Origin of the sequence: Polaromonas eurypsychrophila, from assembly GCF_014641715.1 — a bacterium.
Classification (GTDB): domain Bacteria; phylum Pseudomonadota; class Gammaproteobacteria; order Burkholderiales; family Burkholderiaceae_C; genus Polaromonas; species Polaromonas eurypsychrophila.
In genome coordinates this window covers 1-16,007 of the sequence record NZ_BMIG01000005.1, presented here as the reverse complement: position 1 = coordinate 16,007, position 16,007 = coordinate 1, and the positions used below count along the sequence as shown (strand labels likewise).

Here is a 16,007-nt window from a genome sequence, read left to right as displayed (position 1 = left end):
AAAACCGTAGCAAAGAGTCAGTCCCGGACGTCTGCCACCGGCTGGCTGCCGAAATCCGGCCTGGCCAGGAAGGCCAGGATGCGGGCGGCGGCTTCCTCGGGCGAGGTTAGCAAGCCTCTGTCCTTGAGGTTGATGAAGTTGCCCTGGTCCGGAAACGCTGCTGCGTCGGCGCCGCGCAACTGGGTTTGCATGTCGGTGTCGATCACGCCGGGCGCTAGCGAGCAGACGGTGGCGCCGTTCGGCTTGAGCGCTTCCTCCAGCGCGACGCAGCGCGTGAAGTGGTCCATGCCGGCCTTGGCCGCGCAATAAATCGACTGGGACGCCATGGCCTTGCGGCCCAGTCCGGAAGAGATGTTGAGCACCTTGCGTTTCGCTGTCCAGTTCTCGGTGGCGCGCAGGAAGGCGGCGGTCAGTTGCATGGGGGCTTCCAGCCCGACCGCCAGGCCCAGGTGCAGGTCGTCGGCATCGGCATCGCTCAGCGGCCCGATGCGCGGGATCATGCCGGCGTTGTTGATCAATACGGCGCCGGTGAAACCTTCGGCGGACTGCTCGCGCAGCCATTGCTCCAGCCGCGCGCTGAGGTCGACGCTGTGTGCCAGGTCCTGCGGCCACTGCAGCATTGTGGCGCCTGCCAGCTTGGCCTGTGCGGCCAGGGTGTCGTTGGTCTTGCGCGAGATGCACAGCAAGGTGTGGCCAGGTTGGAGCAATTGCCGCGCCATGGCCAAGCCCATGCCGCGCGAGGCGCCCGTCAGGATAAAAAGTTGGTGATTCATAACCACGATATTAATGACAAACGGCACCGGCATGCCGGTTTGTGGCCTTCAGGCCGCCACGACGATAGGAAAGTTCGCGCGCAGGCCATCGCTTGCTGCCGTGAACGGCACGGTCAGCGCCGCCCGCTCGGTTTCATCGAGCCGGCGCCACAGAAAATCGCGGGTGTTGCCGGCATCACCGGCCACATACAACTGCGTGGTCAGCAGTTCGCGCTGACCGAGTTTGACCTTCACATGGATGTGCGGCGTGCGGCCGGCATAGGCCACCGGTTTGAGCGTGCGAAAGCGGTAGCGCCCGTCGGCGCCCACCGCGATACTGCCGAAACCCTGGAAGCGCCGGTCCGCCCGGTCGCCGTCGCCGGGGTGGTGGTAGTGGCCGGCGTGGTCGCACTGCCAGATCTCGACACGGGCACCGGCCACCGGCTTGCCGGTCAGGTCACTGACCTGTCCCTCGATCCAGGCGCTTTGTCCTTCGGGGTAGACCAGCGTGCCGTTGCGCAGCAAATCGTTGTCGCTGTCTTTGGGCGGGGCCACCGGGTAATAAGGCCCTTCGGTTTGCGACGGGGTGGCGCGCCGGGCGGCGGCCGGTTGGGCGCGCAACCCCAGCCACAGGGCAGGCGCTGCCACCAGCGCTGCGGCCACGGTGCGACGGCTCAGCAGCGTGGGCGGGAAAGGGGACGGTATTGGTCGCATGGAGGCTCTCCGGTGATCGGTGTGGGAGGCTTCAAAAGCGCTGAAGTTCCAGTCTGGCACCGGTTTGTCAGAAAGGCGCGGGGCGGTTGAACTGCAGGGGCTGGCCGCTGACCGGATGCACAAACCCCAGCGCACTCGCATGCAGCAGCAGGCGTGGCGCGCGGGCCTGCACGGCGGCGCTGCCGTACAGCCTGTCGCCCAGGATGGCGTGGCCGATGGCCTGCAGGTGCACGCGCAACTGGTGCGAACGGCCGGTCAGCGGCGCCAGTTCCAGGCGCGTGCTGTTGGGGGGCGCCACATCGTGCGCCAGCACGCGCCAGCGGGTCTGGCTGGCTTTGCCGTGCGCCGCATCAATGATGCGTATCGGCCGGCGCGGCCAGTCCACCGCAATCGGCAGGTCAATCAGGCCCCAGCCATCGGCGCCGGGTGCATTGGCCAGCTCGCCATCAACCACCGCAACGTAACGCTTGTCCACCTGGCGGCGCTCGAACAGCGCGCCCAGCGCCCGCTGGATGGTGATGCTGCGCGCCATCAGCAGCAGGCCCGAGGTCGCCATGTCAAGGCGGTGCACCACCAGCGCGTCGGGGTAGTGCTGCTGCACACGCGTGCTAAGGCAGTCCTGCTTATCCTCGCCCCGGCCGGGCACCGACAGCAGACCTGCCGGTTTGCCCAGCACCAGCAGGCAGGCGTCGGCGTAAACCAGTTCAAAACCGGCCTCTGCATGACCTGCGAGGTCATTGTTTTGCGGCAAACCGGCCAGCATCATGGAGCCATCAGCAAGCAGTGTTTCAACCAAGGAGAAAAATCATGACAGACGCAGGTGCCATTTCCATTGCATCTGGTTTGTTGATCGGACTGGGCGCCATCGGTGCCTGCCTGGGCATAGGCGTGATGGGCGGACGGTTCATCGAAGGTGCTGTGCGCCAGCCCGAACTGATGGAGACCCTGCAGGTCAAGTTGTTCCTGCTGGCCGGTCTGATCGACGCCAACTTCCTGATTGGGGTGGGTGTAGCCATGATGCTGCTGTTCGCCAACCCGCTGGGCGCTTAGGGGCTCCAGACTCAGGCCTTGGGCGGCGGGAAGTTGTGCACGGTGGGCGCAGCGCGCCGCTGCTCACGCAGCATGAACAGGTAAAGGCCTTCCACCTTCTCGCGGGCCCACGGCGTCTTGCGCAGGAATTTCAGGCTGGACGGCACGCTGGGCTCAAAGGTGAAGCAGCGAATGGCGATGCGCTGGCCGAGCTCTTCCCAGCCATAGTGGTCCGACAGCGCGGTGACCATGGCTTCCAGCGTGACGCCGTGTAATGGGTTGCCGGGCTGCTCGGTCATGGCGATGGCCGAGCTTTTGTCTTTACCAGCCGGGGCCGCGGGTCCGGCTCTGCCGGCCCGCAGGCGCAGCGCCCCCTCGGGGGGCAGCGCAGTACACGAAGTGACAAGCGTGGGGGCCTGTTTATTTGTTTTTCAGTTTGCCGCGCAGGGGTACCTGAGTGACGATGGTTGGACGCACCGCATCGGGCGAGACGGCTTTTGGGGGTGCCGTATCCTTCCTCGGTTTTTTGACCATCTTGTCCTTGTTTTGCTGTCCTTTTGCCATGGTGTTCTCCGTTGGGTTGAAAAAATATTCGCTGATTATCAGTGCAACTTGATGCGCGGGCGGTAGGTGCGGTCAATCATTTCTGACAAGGTGATCAGCGCGGTTTTCTTCCAGCCGCCCAGCGCCAGCTGGTGCTGCTTGTGCAGCGCCCAGTACATCACTTTGGCGAGCTGGCCTTCGATGAAAAAACTGCCCTTGGTCAGGCTGCCCATCAGACTGCCGACCGAGGAATATTCGGACAGCGAGACCAGCGAACCCTGGTCCCGGAACACAAAGGGCGAGACCGGTTCGCCGCGCTGCAGGCGTGGCAGCGCCTTCACCAGGTACATGGCCTGCTGGTAGGCGGCCTGGGCGCGCGGCGGCACCCAGGTGCCGTCCGGTTGCTGGCAGGCGGCGCAGTCGCCGAAGGCGAAAATGCTGGCGTCGTGCGTGCTCTGCAGGTTGCCGTTGACAACCAGCTGATTAAGCCGGTTGGTTTCCAGCGGCTGATCGCCGCCCAGCGTTTTCAGGAAGTCGCCGGCCTTGACCCCGGCGGCCCAGACCGTGAGGCTCGACGAAATCACCTTGCCGCTGGCCATCTTCAGGCTGCCTTCAGTGACTTCGACCACTTTTTCATTGGTGTGCACCTCGATGGCCAGCTTGCGCAACTCGCGCAGCGCCGATTCGCTCAGGCGCTCGGGCAGTTGCGCCAGCAGGCGCGGCGCGGCCTCCACCAGCACGATCTGCAAGTCTTTTTCCGGGTGGATGTGGTCAAAGCCGTAGTTGGCCAGCACGCGCGCCGATGCGTGCAGCTCGGCGGCGAGTTCCACGCCGGTGGCGCCGCCGCCGACGATGGCCACCGTCAGGCGGCCGCTGCCCGCAACACGCGGCACGGTCTGCGCGCGTATGCAGGCGTTGATCAGGCGGTCGTTGAAGCGTTTGGCGGCCTGCGGGCTGTCCAGCTTGATCGTGTGTTCGGCCGCGCCCAGTGTGCCGAAGTCGTTGGTCTGGCTGCCGACGGCAATCACCAGCGTGTCGTAGCCCAGCTCCTGCGCCGGCGTGATCTCGCGGCCGGCCTCGTCGTGGCTGGCGGCGAGCTGCAGGGTTTTGCTCGCGCGGTCCAGGCCTTCGAGCCGACCCAGGCGAAACTTGAAATGGTTCCAGCGCGCCTGCGCCAGGTACTCGATTTCCTCGGCATGGGTGTCGAAGCTGCCTGCGGCTAGCTGGTGCAGCAGCGGCTTCCACACATGGGTGCGCGCCGCATCGACCAGCGTGATCTCGGCCAGACCTTTTTTGCCCAGATGTTTGCCAAGCTGGGTGGCCAGTGCCAGCCCGCCGGCGCCCCCTCCGACGATGACGATGCGTTGCATGAGTTTTTCCTCTCCGGCCTCAAGTGGCCGGCAATGTTGTTGTGGCTCCATGGTAACTGGCGTGGGAGGGCTCGGGATGTCAGTCATCCCGGACTTGATCCGGGATCCATGTTGGCCTGCTCGTGCGGTCGGGTGTGCCTGCGCCTGCTGGCCGGGGGTTGCCCGGCGGCAACTCACTTTTCTTTTGCGTCGCCAAAAGAAAAGTAAGCAAAAGAAAAGGCGACCCTGCTGTCTGCGTCCCTCCGCTTCGCTGCGGGCAACCTGCGGTGCTCGATCCAGCCGGGGCCGGGCTCGAACTCGCTGCGCTCAGACAATCGCCCGTCCTGATCCGTCTGGACCTCCGCTCCTCGGCGCATACAGAAGGGTGGTGGGTATGGGAGCGGGGCCGGATTCGGGTACGAATCGGGCTCCGGCGAGGCGCGCTTTGCGCGTCCTCGCCTCCCAGAATTGGTATTGGTATTTCTCTGCCCCACCCGTCGGGCTGGGCCGAGGAGCGCAGCCGAAAGTGGATCAGGGCGAGCGATTGTCTGAGGCGAAGCCGAGTTCGAGCTCGACCCCGCTTTCGGCGAGCACCGCAGGTTGCCTGGAGCGAAGCGGAAGGACCCAGACCATCGGATCGCCTTTCTTTTCCTTAGGTTTCTTTGGCGAAGCAAAGAAAAGTAAGTCGCCCGCCGGGGCGAGACCCGGCTTGTAGGCACACCCCAACAGCACGAGTTATCGACCATGGATCCCGGATCCAGTCCGGGATGACAGATCAGGCGATAAATTTGCTATGAATTCAGTAGCTGACCGCGCACGTCTACCAAGGGCCGGGGCCCAAAACACTCTCAGGAATGAGAGATTTTGGCTTTCCGGTAATTCCACCACGGCAACATCGCCCGCAGCGACAGCACCTGGCCGCTTTGCGCCTGGTCGCCGGTGTAACCGGGCAGGCGGGCCAGCGTGTTCTGCCAGGCGGCGCTTTGCAGCTCAGCCAGCAGGGCCTGCACCGGCGCTTGCGGCAGCGCCGACTTCAGGCAGACCAGGTGATAACGTTCCTGCACCAGCGGCACGAAGTCCAGGCCTTTTTCACGCGCGGCGGCTTCGATGCCGAGCCCGCCATCGGCCGCACCGCTGGCCACGGCCTGGGCGACCGCGGTGTGCGACGGCTCCTGGCTGTCGTAGCCGCGCAGCTTGCCCGCACCCAGCCCGTCCTGCGCCAGCAATTCATCGAGCAGCACACGGGTGCCGGTACCTTCAGCGCGGTTGACATAACGCAGGCCAGGCTGCTGCATGTCGGCCAGTTGCCGAATCCGCCGCGGGTTGCCCTTGGCGACGATCAGGCCCTGCTTGCGGTGGGCAAAACCAATCAGCTTGTGCAGACCCGGCTTGAGCAGGTTGCGGTAAGTGCGCGCGGCCAGCGAGCTGGTGCTTGGCCGGTCCAGCGTGTGAAAGCCGGCCATCATGCAGCGCCCGCTGTTGAGCGCGGCGATCGCGTCCACGCTGCCCATGAAACGGATGTCCAGATGCAGGCGGCGCGCCGCCGCCTCGTCGCGCAGCGCGCTCAGCGCAGCGTCATGGCTGGCATACAGCGTCAGTACATGGGCGTCGTCATCAAAGGCGGTGGAAAACGCGCGCTCGATGTCGCCGCGCAGCGCTTCAATCTGCGGCGCCAGCCGGGCCTGGGCCTGGCGCTCGGCCCACAGCAGTTTCTCGCCAAACTCGGTGAGTTGTGCGCGCTGGCCCTTGTCCCAGACGATCAGCGTGCGGCCCAGTGTCTGCTCCCACTTCTTGAGCGCGCCCCAGACATGGCGGTAGGACAGGTCCAGCGCGTGAGCGGCTTTGGTGATGGAACCCTGCTCGCGCACCGCGTGCAGCAGGTCCATCAACGGGTTGCGGATCAGTGCGTCTTTGCCGCGTTCGGGCGACAGCAGGTAGGAGAGTTCGACTTTGTGCATGGCAGGAAGGTGAGTATTGATTATGGGCGCAGCTCCCACACCGGTCTGCCGCACCTATGCACAGGGCTTCATAGCTCGGGATTCCCGATGGCTTCAAGGAATCCGCCCGCCTACGATAGGCTCACTTTTCCGTTTCGCATGAACACCTTCTCAGACAGCGTCAGCACAGCTTTCTCGCTGATTGCCTCCTTCGATCCCCTGCTCGGCAGCATTGTGCTGCGGTCGCTGGCCGTCAGCGCCTGCGCCTGCCTGCTGGCCTGCAGCGCCGGCCTGGTGCTGGGCGCCTGGCTGGGTGTGGCGCGCTTTCGCGGCCGCGACGTGGTGCTGACGCTGCTCAATACCTTGCTGGCGCTGCCCTCGGTGGTGGTTGGGCTGGTGGTTTACCTGCTGCTGTCGCGCTCCGGGCCGCTGGGTTTTCTGGGCTGGCTGTTTTCCTTCAAGGCCATGGTGCTGGCGCAGACCGTACTGGTGCTGCCGGTGGTGACGGCGCTGGTGCGTCAGACCATTGAAGACGCCGACCGCCTGCACGGCGAGCAGTTCCAGTCACTGGGCGCGGGCAAGGGCATGCGCAGCCTGCTGCTGCTCTGGGACGAGCGTTACACCCTGCTGACGGTGCTGATCGCCGCCTTTGGCCGTGCCATCTCCGAGGTCGGTGCGGTGATGGTGGTCGGCGGCAACATCGACGGCTTCACGCGGGTGATGACCACCGCGATCGCGCTGGAGACCAGCAAGGGCGACCTGCCGCTGGCTTTGGCGCTGGGGCTGCTGCTGCTGGCCGTGGTGCTGTTGCTCAATGTGCTGATTGCGCTGGTGCGGCGCTGGCGTGAGCGCCTGGACGACCACGCGCCGCCACCCGAAAGCGCCAGCCTGCAGCGACAGGGAGGCGGTTGATGAAGCCGCTGTTCGATCTGAAAACCGTGGGGGTGACCTTCGGCAAGGTGCAGGCAATAAAAGCCTGCGACCTGCGCATCCAGGCCGGTGAGCGCGTCGCGCTGGTCGGCTCCAATGGCAGCGGCAAAAGTACCTTGCTGCGCACCTTGCACGGCCTGGTGCGGCCCAGCACCGGCAGCCTGCAGGTTGATGTGGCGGCACGCCAGGCCATGTTGTTCCAGCATCCCTACATGTTGCGTGCCAACGCCCAGACCAATGTGGCGCTGGGCATGTGGCTCAAGGGCATGGCCTGGAAAAAAGCCACGACCCAGGCGCTCAGTGCGCTCGAACGTGTCGGCCTGCTGGCATTGGCGCAGCGCAATGCCAAGGCGCTGTCGGGCGGGCAGCAGCAGCGGCTGGCGCTGGCGCGCGCCTGGGCACTGCGGCCCGACGTGCTACTGCTTGACGAACCGACGGCCAGCCTGGACCCAGCCGCCAAACGCGAGGTCGAGGCCCTGATGGCGGAATTTGCGCAGTCCGGCATGACGCTGATTTTCAGCAGCCACAACCTGGGCCAGGTCAAGCGCCTGGCCAGTCGCGTGATCTACCTGGAGCAGGGCCGCCTGCTGGCAGACCTGCCCACGCATGACTTCTTCAACGGCCCGCTGCCGCCTGAAGCCGAGATTTTTGTCAAAGGAGAGCTTGTATGAACGCCGTCCCTGTGTATGCCCGATTTTTTAAGTATTTTAAGGCTGTAGCCCTTGTCCCCATTGCGCTGGCAGCTACGGTTTCCATAGCGCAACCACAGCCCATCGTGATGGCTTCAACCACTTCGACGGAGCAGTCCGGCCTGTTCGGCAGCCTGCTGCCGGCCTTCAAACAGTTCAGCGGCATCGACATCAAGGTGGTGGCGCTGGGCACCGGCCAGGCCATAGACATGGGCCGGCGCGGCGATGCCGACGTGCTGTTTGTGCACGACCAGGTGGCCGAGGAAAAAGTCGTGGCCGAGGGGTTTGCGTTAAAACGCTTCCCGGTGATGTACAACGACTTCGTGCTGGTCGGCCCGGCCGCCGATCCGGCGAAAACCAGAGGCAAGGACATCGTCGAGGCTTTGAAAAAACTCAACGCGGCCAATGCCAGCTTCATCTCGCGCGGCGACAAAAGCGGCACGCACGCCGCCGAGTTGCGTTACTGGAAAAACGCCGGTGTCGACAACCCGCAGTTCGCCGGCTACAAGGCCTGCGGCTGCGGCATGGGCCCGGCGCTCAACATCGGTTCCTCGTCCAGCGCCTATGTGCTGACGGATCGTGGCACCTGGCTCAGCTTCAAGAACCGCGGTGAGCTTGCGGTGCTGGTCGAGGGCGATACGCGTCTGTTTAACCAGTACGGCGTGATGGTGGTGAACCCGGCCAGACACCCGCAGGTCAGGCTTGCCGAGGCGCAGAAGTTTGTCGACTGGATTGTTTCCCCGGCGGGACAGGCCTCGATTGCCAGCTACAAGATTGGCGGCGAGCAGTTGTTCTTCCCGAACGCGACCAAGTGATACGCATTCTTCGAACCTTCGACAAGCTCAGGGGGAACGGATAAGGAGAAATTCGCGAGGGCAGCTCTTTTCAAGCAGGGGCCGTGGATCCGGCTTTGCCGGTCCGCAGGCGCAGCGCCCCCATTTTTTGTGCAAGGGGCAGGGAGCTGCCGCAGGCTCGCAGTGAGCGAACGTGGGGGCTCACCGTAATAGCCCCAGCGCAAACGGCAAGCTGATGATGCCCAGCAGGGTCGAGAGCGTGACCAGGCCAGCGACAAACGCGCCGTTGTAACCCATGCGTGCGGCCAGCACGTAGCAGCTTGAGGCGGTCGGCACAGCCGAAAACGACAGCAACACGGTGGTTTGCACCGGCGACAGCCTGAACACCCAGGACAGGCCCAGCGCGATCAGCGGCATGAAGAAGTGGCGGATGGCCAGCAGCGACACTGCCAGGGTTTTGGCCGAAGCCAGCGGGCCGAACTGCATGCCGGCACCGGCCGCCATCAGGCCCAGCGCGAGTGAGGCCGCGCCTATGCGTGTGACGGTGGGCTCCAGCCAGACCGGCATCTGGAAACCCAGCAGGTTGGCGGCCAGCCCGGTGGCGGTCGCGATGATCAGGGGATTGCGCACCAGCGCACCCAGAAAACCGGTGTTGGCGTGGCGCGCCATCGGCCAGACCGCGCCCACATTGAACAGAGGCACACAGACACCGATCAGCACCGCAATCAGCAGCAGGCCTTCGGCGCCGGCCAGCCGTTCGGCCAGCGCCAGCGCGATGAAGGAGTTGAAGCGGAAGGCGACCTGCGCACTGGCCGCGTGTTCACGCCTGTCAATGTGTGCGCCCAACCAGGGCAGGTAGGGCAGGGAATAAGCCAGGGCGATGCCCAGCACCCCCATGGTCAGCCCCGCGGCAATCAGGCCGGAGGCCGCGCCCAGGTCCAGCGGGCTTCTGACGATGGAATGAAACAGCAGCACCGGAAACAGGAAGTAGTACACCAGGCTTTCCACTTGCTGCCAGACCGTGCGGTTCAGTGCGGTGTAACGGCAGACCAGGTAGCCACACAGAATCAGCGAGAAATCGGGAAAAAGAAGTTGCGCGTAGTTCACCCGGTGAGAATAACAAAACCGTGGGGCTTTCCTAGGGATAGCCCTTATGCGTTATCCACAAGAGGCAGGCACGTTGCTTGCGCTTAGGATTAGCCATTGTTATTTCTTCAAGGAAACCGTCATGCAACGTCGCTATCTGCTCACCCTCTCCGCGCTGACGCTGGCCACTGCCGCGGCAGGTTCGGCCTTTGCCCAGGCTTACCCCAACAAGGTCATCAAGCTGCAAGTGCCGTTTGCACCGGGCGGCACCACTGACATCGTCGCCCGCGTGATCAGCGAGCCGCTGGGCAAGGCGCTGGGCCAGACTGTGGTCGTTGAAAACAAGGCCGGTGGCGGTGGCGTGGTAGGGGCACTGGACACCGCCCGCGCAACGCCGGACGGGTATTCGCTGGGCATGGCCACGGTGTCCACCACGGCGGCCAATCCGGCCATCAACCCGAAAATTCCGTACAACACCCTGACGGACTTCACGCCCATCATGAACATCGCGGCGACGCCCAACATCATTGCGGTGCATCCGAGCTTCCCGGCACGCAATTACAAGGAGTTTCTCGCCGAGCTTAAGAAGAGTCCCGGCAAATACTCGTACGCCTCATCGGGCACTGGCGGCATCGGTCACCTGCAGACCGAGTTGTTCAAGAATCTCAGTGGCACCTTCATCACTCACATCCCTTACCGCGGAGCCGGCCCGGCCCTGAACGACACGGTCGCCGGGCAGGTGCAGATCATTTTTGACAACCTTCCTTCGGCGCTGCCTTTCATTCAGCAAAAACGCCTGATTCCCATCGTGGTCGCTGCGCCACAGCGTCTGACCGTGCTGCCGGACGTGCCAACGTTCAAGGAGGTAGGCCTGGAGCCCGTCAACCGCATGGCTTACTACGGCCTCACCGGCCCCAAGGGTCTGCCGAAAGAGGTGGTCGAGAAGGTCAGCGCGGCAGCCCTTAAGGCCCTGCAGGACCCTGCCGTCCGCAAGCGCATTGAAGACACCGGTTCCATCATTGTTGGCAACACGCCTGAACAGTTCACTGCACAGATCAAGGCTGAATTCGAGGTCTATAAAAAGGTCGTCAGCAGCGCCGGCCTGAAACTCGAATAAACCGCGCAGGCCCGGCAGCCCGCCGCGTACCCCCACCCCGCAGGCCTGGTGCCTGGCGGGGTGTTTTTTTGCGCGTCGCCCGACGCGTTGCCTGTGCATTTTGTTATCGTCGATACATGCACCCTCAGAGCCAGTCCGGCATAGACACCTTTATTGACGCCCTGTGGCTGGAAGACGGCCTGTCGAAAAACACGCTGGCCGCCTACCGGCGCGACCTCTCGCTGTACGCGGCCTGGCTGGGCGCGAAAGAGCAGGGCGGCCGGGCGCTGGACGCCTCGGTCGAGAGCGATATCCACGGCTACTTCTCCGCGCGCCACAGCGCCACCAAGGCGACCTCGGCGAACCGCCGGCTGACGGTGTTCAAGCGTTATTTCCATTGGGCGCTGCGCGAGCGCCTGATCAGCGCCGACCCCACACTCAAGCTGCAATCGGCCAAACAGGCGCTGCGTGTGCCCAAGCTGCTGTCCGAGGCCCAGGTCGAGTCGCTGCTGGCCGCACCGAATGAAGACACGGCGCTGGGCCTGCGCGACCGCGCCATGCTGGAGCTGATGTACGCCAGCGGCCTGCGCGTGAGTGAGCTGGTTGGTCTCAAAACCTTTCACACCGGCATGAACGAGGGTGTGCTGCGCGTCACGGGCAAGGGTGACAAGCAGCGCCTGGTCCCGTTCGGTCAGGTGGCCCGATTGTGGATAGAGCGTTACCTCGCCGAAGCCCGGCCCGAGATTTTGAAAGGCCAGCAGACCGACGATTTGTTCGTCACGGCGCGAGGCAGTGGCATGAGCCGCGTGATGTTCTGGATGCTGGTCAAGAAATACGCGCTGCGTGCCGGCATCCATTCGCCGTTGTCGCCGCATACCCTGCGCCACGCCTTTGCCACACATCTGCTGAACCACGGCGCCGACCTGCGTGCGGTGCAGATGCTGCTGGGCCATGCGGACATATCAACCACCACCATCTACACGCATGTGGCGCGCGAACGGCTGAAGGCGCTGCATTCGCAGCACCATCCGAGGGGCTAGATAGGGCCCCCACGCTGGTCACTTCGTGGACTGCGCTGCCCCCCGAGGGCGCGCTGCGCCTGCGGACCGGCGGAGCCGGACCCGCGGCCCTTGCTTGACAAGAGCTGCCTTCGCGGATGCCTCTTTTTATCCGTTCGTCCTGAGCCTGTCGAAGGATGCTCCGAGGGGCGCTGCGCCTGCGTACTGCCAAAGCCAGATCTGTGGCCCTTGCTTGAAAGGGAGGGCGGCGGAGATGCGGTCGCTGCGCGGGGCAAAATAGAGTCACGTTCATCTCAGGAAAATTCATGTCACGCCTCATCCCGCGCCGCCGCCTGCTGGCCCTGCCTTTGCTCGCCCTGTGTGCCGCTGCGCTGCCCTCAGTTTCCATCGCCCAGGCCGGCTGGCCGGCGCGGCCCATACGCATCGTGGTGGCCTACCCGCCGGGCGGCATCAGCGACAACATTGCGCGTGCCCTGGCCGAGAAGCTGTCGCAGCAACTGGCCACGCCGGTGGTGATCGAAAACCGCGCCGGCGCCGGTGGCGCCATCGGCATGGATGTGGTGGCCAAGGCCGCGCCTGACGGCTACACCCTGGGCTTCTCGTCGATCAGCCCGCTGGCGCTGAACCCGCACCTCGGCAAGCTGCCTTACGACCCGCTCAAGGACATTGCGCCCGTGGCCAGCGTCATGTACTCGCCGGTGGTGCTGCTGGCGACGTCCGCTTTCGAAGGCAAGGACTTCAAGGACATGCTGGCTGCGGCCAAAGCCAAACCCGGCAGCGTGCGCTGGTCCACCTCGGGTCTGGCCACGGTCGGCCATATCGTGCTCGAACAGGTGCAGAACGGCGCCAAATTGGAGATCACCCACATTCCTTACAAGGGCGGCGGCCAGCAACTGACCGACGCGCTGAGCGGGCAGTTCGAGGTGATCACAACCAACCTCAGCGGTGCGGTGATGCCGCACATCCAGTCCGGCAAGTTGCGGCCGCTGGCGGTCGGCGCGCCGGCGCGGGTTGATGCCCTGCCGCAGTTACCGACCTTTGCCGAGTTGGGTTTTGCGCCGGCCAACCTCAGTTCGCTGTTCGGCGTGTTTGCCCCGGGCAACACGCCGGCGCCGGTGTTGCAGCGGCTCAACACCGAGATCAACCTGGCCTTGCAGACGCCGGAACTGCGCAAGCGCCTGCTGAGTGCCGACAACGTGCCCACGGGGGGTAGCCCCGTAGAGTTCACCCGGCAGATCGCGCAGGAATCGGCCAGCAATGCGCGTATCGTCAAGGCCGCGCAGATCAAGACCGATTGAGTGCTGCCTGAGTTGCTACATATTTGATAGCTGCTTGCGGCCTACGGGCATGGGCTGAAGGCCGATTTGGCTTATGAATCGGGTGTGTTGTACATGTATTCGCGCCGGAAGGGGTAAGCGCTTTGCGCGCCCTGGATGGCTTCGTCCGCCATGGCTTCAGCTGGGCGGGCTGCCAGCATCTGGTGCAGGCTGATCCAGCCTTGCTCGAAACACATGGCGCTGCCGGCCAGGTAGAGGCGATAGGCCCGCAGGATTTTTTCGGCGCGGGCGTTTACGCCGGGGGCCGCCAGTACCTGCTGGGCCTCGTCCAGCCTGGCCTCGAGCGCATCCGACCAGTCCCAGAGCGTGCGCGCATAGTGGGGCCGCAGGTTTTCGGTGTCCACCATTTCCAGCCCGGAGCGCGCCAAGTGGGTCAGCACATCGCTGACATGCAGCAACTCGCCGCCGGGGAAGATGTATTTTTCGATGAAGTTCCCCATGCCCGCGCCGAGCTGCCGGTTGTCCAGGCCGCCTGCGGTGATGCCGTGGTTCAGCACCAGCCCGCCTGGCGCCAGCAGCCGCATGATCTTGCTGAAATACGCCGGCATTTGGGCCCGGCCCACATGTTCAAACATGCCGACCGACGAGATCTTGTCGAAGGGCTTGTCTTCATCCAGATGGCGGTAGTCGCGCAGCTCGACGCGCACCCGGCCTTGCAGGCCTTTTTTGGCAATTTGCGCCTGCACATGCGCATACTGGTTTTTTGACAGGGTGATGCCGGTGGCGTCCACGCCGTAGTGTTCGGCAGCCCACAGCAGCAGCCCGCCCCAGCCCGTGCCTATGTCGAGGAAGCGCTCGCCCGCTTGCAGCATCAGCTTGCGGCAGATGTGGTCGAGCTTGGCCTGCTGTGCCTGGGCCAGCGTCATGGCGTCTTCGCGGTAGTAGGCGCAGGAGTAGACGCGGTGCGGGTCCAGCCACAGTGCATAAAAATCGTCGGACACGTCGTAGTGAAACTGGATCTGCGCGGCGTCTTTTTCGGGCGTGTGCGTCCGCAGTGAGCGGATCTGGCGCTGCAGGCCGGTCCACCAACCGGTGTCGCTGTGCGACGGATTCGCCGGCAGCAGGCTGGCCGCCACTGCCATCACGTCACGCATGCGGCCTTCGAGCTTGAGCTTGCCCTCGACATATTCCTCGGCCAGTGCGCCGATCTGGCCGGCCCGCAGGCGGGTCAGGCTGGACCAGTGGGAAAAACTCATCTTCACCGGCGCATCCGGCGCGCCCAGCAGCGGCCCTTCAGGCAACTGCACGGACATGGGCGCTGGCAGGCCGAGCAGGCGGGACTCCAGATGGGGAACGAGATGCCGGATCATGGGCCCACTCCTGTTCTTGCATTCAAGCGGGTCTGGAATGAAGAGCTTGGTAGCTGCTGCGACCAGTTTGCCATCCACCGATTGGCAAGTCCCGAATATGCGTGAACTTCAGGCGGCCGTCTGTAGGAGAGAACGGATTGTTTCGAATTGGTGACTGGGCCGAGGTCCGGCTGGTCCTATGGTTAACGCGTCGGTCATCCCGGGCCTGTCCCGGTGTCCTGGCCGCATGCAAGTCGCAGTAAAGGCGCTCCGGGCGCATGTTTTAGCGTCAAAGTGCTGAAAGGGTGCCTCCCTTGCCAAGAGTCCGGGGACACTGTATTTTGATGTGTCCTTTTGCAGTCATTTTCGATTCAACACTTGGGTCTGCCTGCTCGGAAGACCGCCGTCGACCATTCTGTGCACATCCAGGGCGGCAAGAGCGTTTTCAAGGAGAGCCGTCGCCAAGATTAAGGACGGCTGCGCGTCCCAATCTACGGGGTACCGACGAAGTGGTCGACTTGCACGACCTTGACGATTACAGCAACACCGACCATGACGTCTCATGCCCGACTAGGAGATCGACAAGTTTATCCACAATTTAAAACTCTTGGTTAGGTGGATTTTGTGATTTTGCGAGGGTTACACAAAAGTTATCCACATGATATGCAGGACTTATACATAGCCTTTTCCGATGACAACTAGGAAGGCAATCCCGTAGGCTATGCGCATGAACATCGAAATTCAAAATTTGCCAAGCCCGTCAAAGCTGATTGCAACGATGGATAGGCATCCGCTTGGTGCTTGCCTGTTTGTGGTCGCTCTGTTGATCTGCACTGTGGCATTAGTGGGGCTGGCCTGGATATGGTTTTTGGCTCGCTAACAGTCTAGTGCGGTTAACAGCGAGGACGCGCAGTAGTACCCCCGCTCATGAACATCGAAATTCAAAACATACCCAGCCCATCTAAGCTGATCACGACTATGGACAGACACCGATTTGGGGCAGCCCTCTTCGTGATCGCGTTGTTGATCCTTTGTGTGGCGGTGGTGGGATGCTTTTGGCTTTGGAGAAGGTGAAAACGACCTTAGCTATTGTTCTCAGTGACCATCAGAACCAGCTCTTGATGTCATAGCCGCAAGCCGTAAGCTCTTTTGCTATTTCAGTCTTCCATGCGCCCTGGGCATCAAAGCCAACGTAGACAACGCCGCCGATGTCGTTCGGTGTTTCAATCTCGCCCTTTACCAATGCGGAAACATTCTCTCTGCCTAGTTTAGCCATCAGATATCCGTGCTCGAATACTACGTTTTGTCTGGCTCTTTGACGAGGGTGAATATTGCTTTCATGAACCCCTCGGCCATGATCGCACGGCGTGTACAGGTGATCTTGCCCCCGAAAAACGTACTCCATAGCTGATGTGAAAATTCAGTAATTGGAGATGAGAAATG

The 16,007-nt window shown here is 63.3% G+C and carries 18 protein-coding genes; 8 read left to right on the top strand and 10 right to left on the bottom strand.

Annotation, left to right across the window (positions count from 1 at the left end; genetic code table 11):
- Positions 1-17 precede the first annotated feature (17 nt).
- The 3 genes from IEX16_RS08360 to IEX16_RS08350 all read right to left on the bottom strand — a co-directional run bounded on the left by IEX16_RS08360 (position 18) and on the right by IEX16_RS08350 (position 2,229).
- Positions 18-773: an SDR family NAD(P)-dependent oxidoreductase gene (locus IEX16_RS08360; protein ID WP_188707901.1), complete on the bottom strand. Its 756-nt coding sequence runs from the start codon at positions 771-773 to the stop codon at positions 18-20.
- 48 nt (positions 774-821) lie between these two features.
- Positions 822-1,466: a dioxygenase family protein gene (locus IEX16_RS08355; protein ID WP_188707900.1), complete on the bottom strand. Its 645-nt coding sequence runs from the start codon at positions 1,464-1,466 to the stop codon at positions 822-824.
- Positions 1,467-1,533: 67 nt separating this feature from the next.
- The gene (locus IEX16_RS08350; protein ID WP_188708181.1) at positions 1,534-2,229 is read right to left on the bottom strand and encodes a pseudouridine synthase; all 696 of its coding nucleotides are present in this window, start codon (positions 2,227-2,229) and stop codon (positions 1,534-1,536) included.
- 44 nt (positions 2,230-2,273) lie between these two features.
- Between IEX16_RS08350 and atpE the strand changes: the two genes are divergently transcribed.
- Positions 2,274-2,516, top strand: a complete 243-nt coding sequence (gene atpE / locus IEX16_RS08345; protein ID WP_188707899.1) for a F0F1 ATP synthase subunit C — start codon at positions 2,274-2,276, stop codon at positions 2,514-2,516.
- A gap of 11 nt (positions 2,517-2,527) precedes the next feature.
- Here the strand turns inward: atpE and IEX16_RS08340 are convergent, their stop codons facing one another.
- The 4 genes from IEX16_RS08340 to IEX16_RS08325 form a co-directional block, all read right to left on the bottom strand.
- The gene (locus IEX16_RS08340; RefSeq protein WP_188707898.1) at positions 2,528-2,794 is read right to left on the bottom strand and encodes a VF530 family protein; all 267 of its coding nucleotides are present in this window, start codon (positions 2,792-2,794) and stop codon (positions 2,528-2,530) included.
- 121 nt (positions 2,795-2,915) lie between these two features.
- On the bottom strand, positions 2,916-3,059 hold the full coding sequence (locus tag IEX16_RS08335; RefSeq protein ID WP_188707897.1) for a hypothetical protein: 144 nt from the start codon (positions 3,057-3,059) through the stop codon (positions 2,916-2,918).
- Positions 3,060-3,097: 38 nt separating this feature from the next.
- Positions 3,098-4,408, bottom strand: a complete 1,311-nt coding sequence (locus tag IEX16_RS08330; protein ID WP_188707896.1) for an NAD(P)/FAD-dependent oxidoreductase — start codon at positions 4,406-4,408, stop codon at positions 3,098-3,100.
- An 827-nt stretch (positions 4,409-5,235) separates the two neighbouring features.
- Complete coding sequence (locus IEX16_RS08325) at positions 5,236-6,345, bottom strand: substrate-binding domain-containing protein (RefSeq protein WP_188707895.1); 1,110 nt, start codon at positions 6,343-6,345, stop codon at positions 5,236-5,238.
- 138 nt (positions 6,346-6,483) lie between these two features.
- On the opposite strand from IEX16_RS08325, the gene IEX16_RS08320 reads away from it, so the two are divergent.
- Genes IEX16_RS08320 through IEX16_RS08310 form a run of 3 tightly spaced genes read left to right on the top strand, consistent with a single transcriptional unit; the run spans position 6,484 to position 8,758 of the window.
- Positions 6,484-7,236: an ABC transporter permease gene (locus IEX16_RS08320; RefSeq protein ID WP_188707894.1), complete on the top strand. Its 753-nt coding sequence runs from the start codon at positions 6,484-6,486 to the stop codon at positions 7,234-7,236.
- Complete coding sequence (locus IEX16_RS08315; protein WP_188707893.1) at positions 7,236-7,925, top strand: ABC transporter ATP-binding protein; 690 nt, start codon at positions 7,236-7,238, stop codon at positions 7,923-7,925. Before IEX16_RS08320 ends, IEX16_RS08315 begins: the two co-directional genes overlap by 1 nt.
- A complete protein-coding gene (locus IEX16_RS08310; protein WP_188707892.1) occupies positions 7,922-8,758 on the top strand; it encodes an ABC transporter substrate-binding protein in 837 nt (278 codons plus the stop codon). Before IEX16_RS08315 ends, IEX16_RS08310 begins: the two co-directional genes overlap by 4 nt.
- 180 nt (positions 8,759-8,938) lie before the next feature.
- Here IEX16_RS08310 and IEX16_RS08305 read toward each other — a convergent pair whose 3' ends face one another.
- A complete protein-coding gene (locus tag IEX16_RS08305) occupies positions 8,939-9,844 on the bottom strand; it encodes an AEC family transporter (protein WP_188707891.1) in 906 nt (301 codons plus the stop codon).
- Between the two features lie 121 nt (positions 9,845-9,965).
- On the opposite strand from IEX16_RS08305, the gene IEX16_RS08300 reads away from it, so the two are divergent.
- From IEX16_RS08300 to IEX16_RS08290, 3 genes are all read left to right on the top strand, one after another.
- Positions 9,966-10,940: a tripartite tricarboxylate transporter substrate binding protein BugE gene (locus IEX16_RS08300; RefSeq protein ID WP_188707890.1), complete on the top strand. Its 975-nt coding sequence runs from the start codon at positions 9,966-9,968 to the stop codon at positions 10,938-10,940.
- Between the two features lie 116 nt (positions 10,941-11,056).
- Entirely contained in the window at positions 11,057-11,959 is a 903-nt protein-coding gene (xerD, locus tag IEX16_RS08295; RefSeq protein WP_188707889.1) for a site-specific tyrosine recombinase XerD, read from the top strand.
- A gap of 284 nt (positions 11,960-12,243) precedes the next feature.
- Positions 12,244-13,236: a Bug family tripartite tricarboxylate transporter substrate binding protein gene (locus IEX16_RS08290; protein ID WP_188707888.1), complete on the top strand. Its 993-nt coding sequence runs from the start codon at positions 12,244-12,246 to the stop codon at positions 13,234-13,236.
- A gap of 71 nt (positions 13,237-13,307) precedes the next feature.
- On the opposite strand, the gene IEX16_RS08285 is transcribed toward IEX16_RS08290, so the two are convergent.
- Entirely contained in the window at positions 13,308-14,585 is a 1,278-nt protein-coding gene (locus IEX16_RS08285) for a class I SAM-dependent methyltransferase (protein ID WP_188707887.1), read from the bottom strand.
- A 706-nt stretch (positions 14,586-15,291) separates the two neighbouring features.
- Here IEX16_RS08285 and IEX16_RS08280 point away from each other — a divergent pair.
- Positions 15,292-15,444, top strand: coding sequence for a hypothetical protein (locus IEX16_RS08280; protein ID WP_188707886.1), 153 nt, complete (start codon positions 15,292-15,294; stop codon positions 15,442-15,444).
- A gap of 225 nt (positions 15,445-15,669) precedes the next feature.
- Here the strand turns inward: IEX16_RS08280 and IEX16_RS08275 are convergent, their stop codons facing one another.
- A complete protein-coding gene (locus tag IEX16_RS08275) occupies positions 15,670-15,969 on the bottom strand; it encodes a TIR domain-containing protein (protein ID WP_188707885.1) in 300 nt (99 codons plus the stop codon).
- Positions 15,970-16,007: the final 38 nt, after the last annotated feature.